Origin of the sequence: Acinetobacter sp. YH01025 (genome assembly GCF_013420185.1) — a bacterium.
Lineage (GTDB): Bacteria > Pseudomonadota > Gammaproteobacteria > Pseudomonadales > Moraxellaceae > Acinetobacter > Acinetobacter indicus.
The window spans coordinates 1-2400 of sequence record NZ_VOYR01000034.1; the positions used below are offsets into that span (position 1 = coordinate 1).

Annotated in this window: 1 protein-coding gene and 1 pseudogene; both read right to left on the reverse strand. The window is 38.1% G+C overall.

Features of this window, described 5'->3' with window-relative positions:
* Window positions 1-262: 262 nt before the first annotated feature.
* Window positions 263-1189, reverse strand: a pseudogene (repM, locus tag FTT89_RS14420) (replication initiation protein RepM); the annotation flags it as partial.
* A gap of 626 nt (window positions 1190-1815) precedes the next feature.
* A complete protein-coding gene (locus FTT89_RS14425) occupies window positions 1816-1995 on the reverse strand; it encodes a hypothetical protein (RefSeq protein WP_180103263.1) in 180 nt (59 codons plus the stop codon).
* Window positions 1996-2400 lie beyond the last annotated feature (405 nt).

A 2400-nucleotide genomic window follows, 5' to 3' on the forward strand; every position in this document is an offset into this window, starting at 1 on the left:
TTTGAAATCTTTTTTAGAGGATTAATTGCTACTTTTGGGATTTCAGATAGTCATAAAACTGAATCTGCTGTTTGGGGTCTTTTAGCATGATGCGAAGCCGTTGCATGAAATCATCAGGTGATTCACTTTCTTGTTTCAAATAGTTGAATTTTTTATCTCTGGACATGCCGTAAGAAATTCGGTTGATCTGCATGTTTGAAAAATCTAAAAACTTAGGTTCATCGACCTGTTTGATTGGTGCAGATTGGATTTTCTTAGAACCAAAGCCGAGCTGTTCCAGTAGCGGGTAAAACATTCTGAATTTTTTTGGCTCTAAAAGCATGTCGGCAAGGCGTTTCGTAAAGTCTTCGGCTGACTCTCCGATCTCTGCATATTCGCTACCAACTTCGGGCAGTTCAGATAATTTATGTGCGAACAAATGCCGTTGTGCATCGGTCATTTCAACAAAAAAATCGGGTGTGTTTGGATCTCGTTTAGGGTCGATTTTTTGTTGTTTTTTGGGCTGTATCTTCTGTTTAAATCGGAATGAGAAACCAATAATATTACGCCCTCTTTTGTGCTGTTCTTCTTTGACAGTAATATCCGTATTTTCATTGATTTGCTTTAATGATGGTTCTAAAACACGCTTTTTAAAGTCGTGCATTCGGTGATATTCACTTTCCAGTACACCCAATCTTTTTCTGAACTCATTTAGCTCAATAATTGGTGTTTTTCCACTACTACGCCAAGCAATCAAAAGTTCATAAAGCCTAATGGAATAGCCAGTGGAAAGCCCTTTTACTTGTTCTAATTCATAGCTTGTAAATTGTTTTTCTAGTCGAGTTATTAAGGGAATAATTGCAGGTGAAAAAATTAACTCCACAGATGCCGTTTTTTCGATGTATGCAATTTGAGAAACCCAACGTGAGGTAATATGAGCTATTCCTTTTCCTCTTTGTTCTTGGTAACTGAATTGACGAGCGAACAAGTCTTTACAGGCTTCTTTTAGTGCTTGATAAGCACCATTTTTCAATACATCAAAGTGGTTGATATAGCTCTCTGCATGAATGGTCAATGGGTCATTCGCATTAATACCTCTGCCACTTTCACGGGCTTCAATGATTGCTAAAAGAATCAACCGTTGTTCTACTAGGTCAAGATTGTAGCTGGCATTAATTAAAGCGTTATCTTTCACAATTAAATCTTTCATATAGCGTCTTATTTTATTATGTCGTCTTATTGATGCTAGGGGAATCCCTGCCGATAGTCAATAAGACGACATTTTTTAATTTGTCGCATTTTGCAAACTAAGTGTAGGCATATTGAAATTAAATTCTGCAAGGTAAGTGTCAATAAAGCGACATATTTAATTCTGTCTTTCAAAGCACACTAAGTGTCGTCTTATTGAGAATTTCTAGCACACTAAGTGTCGTCTTTTAGCACACTAAGTGTCGTCTTATGTCCTCTGAAACGCACGTATATCAATGCTTTCAGGCTGCCTAAAAGCATTTAAAAGCTTTTTTATTATTAAAAGCCCAAAAAAATCAAAAACGGTGTTTAAAACTGCCCTATGTTTTCGCTTCGCTCAAACTCTATTGAATCTCGCTGCGCTCGATTCCTGGGGGCAGTTTTTTCAAAGACCGGCTAGGACGCTAAAAACAAGAATGGATTCGCTTCGCTCATAAAGCTTTATGCTCGCTTCGCTCGTCATGGAGCCAATGGCTACAGTCGCTTTGCTCTGTAAATCTCGTTATGAGGCAATAGGGAGCTTGTAATCAGGGAAAAGGCAGGGGCGAAATTTTTATAACGCACAGTCGCTCGTAGACACTCGCTCGGCTACTTGATCAATTTGTTTAGTTGTTCTTCAAAATCTTGCTTGTTTAAATCACCTGAAACGTACTGATCATAAAGTTTTTGATGATCTTCAGTGATTTCTAAATCGTAATATTCTCGATCTGATTTCTTTAAAAACACCTCTGACAAACGCTTATTTTTTTCAGCATCACTCAATTTCATGGTCTAAATGCTCCTATTTTGCGTTTATTGGCGTTTTTAGCCCTGTTTAGCTAGATTTCCCTGTTTTTGAGAAAAGAGCGCTTAAATGCGATTCTAGGCGGTTTTTCGCCATGTGTGAAAATCTGATATTTCAAAACTTGCCGATCGGCAAGTTTTAGCGGTTTGGGGATTTATCATTTTCCGACAGCAGGAGGGAATGCACGCTTCCGCGTTTCTCTCCGAGAAACAAAAAACCGACCTCTGAAAAAGATAAAAATAAGCCCCAAAAGTTGGGGCGTTTTGAAATCTTTTTTAGAGGATTAATTGCTACTTTTGGGATTTCAGATAGTCATAAAACTGAATCTGCTGTTTGGGGTCTTTTAGCATGATGCGAAGCCGTTGCATGAAATCATCAGGTGATTCACT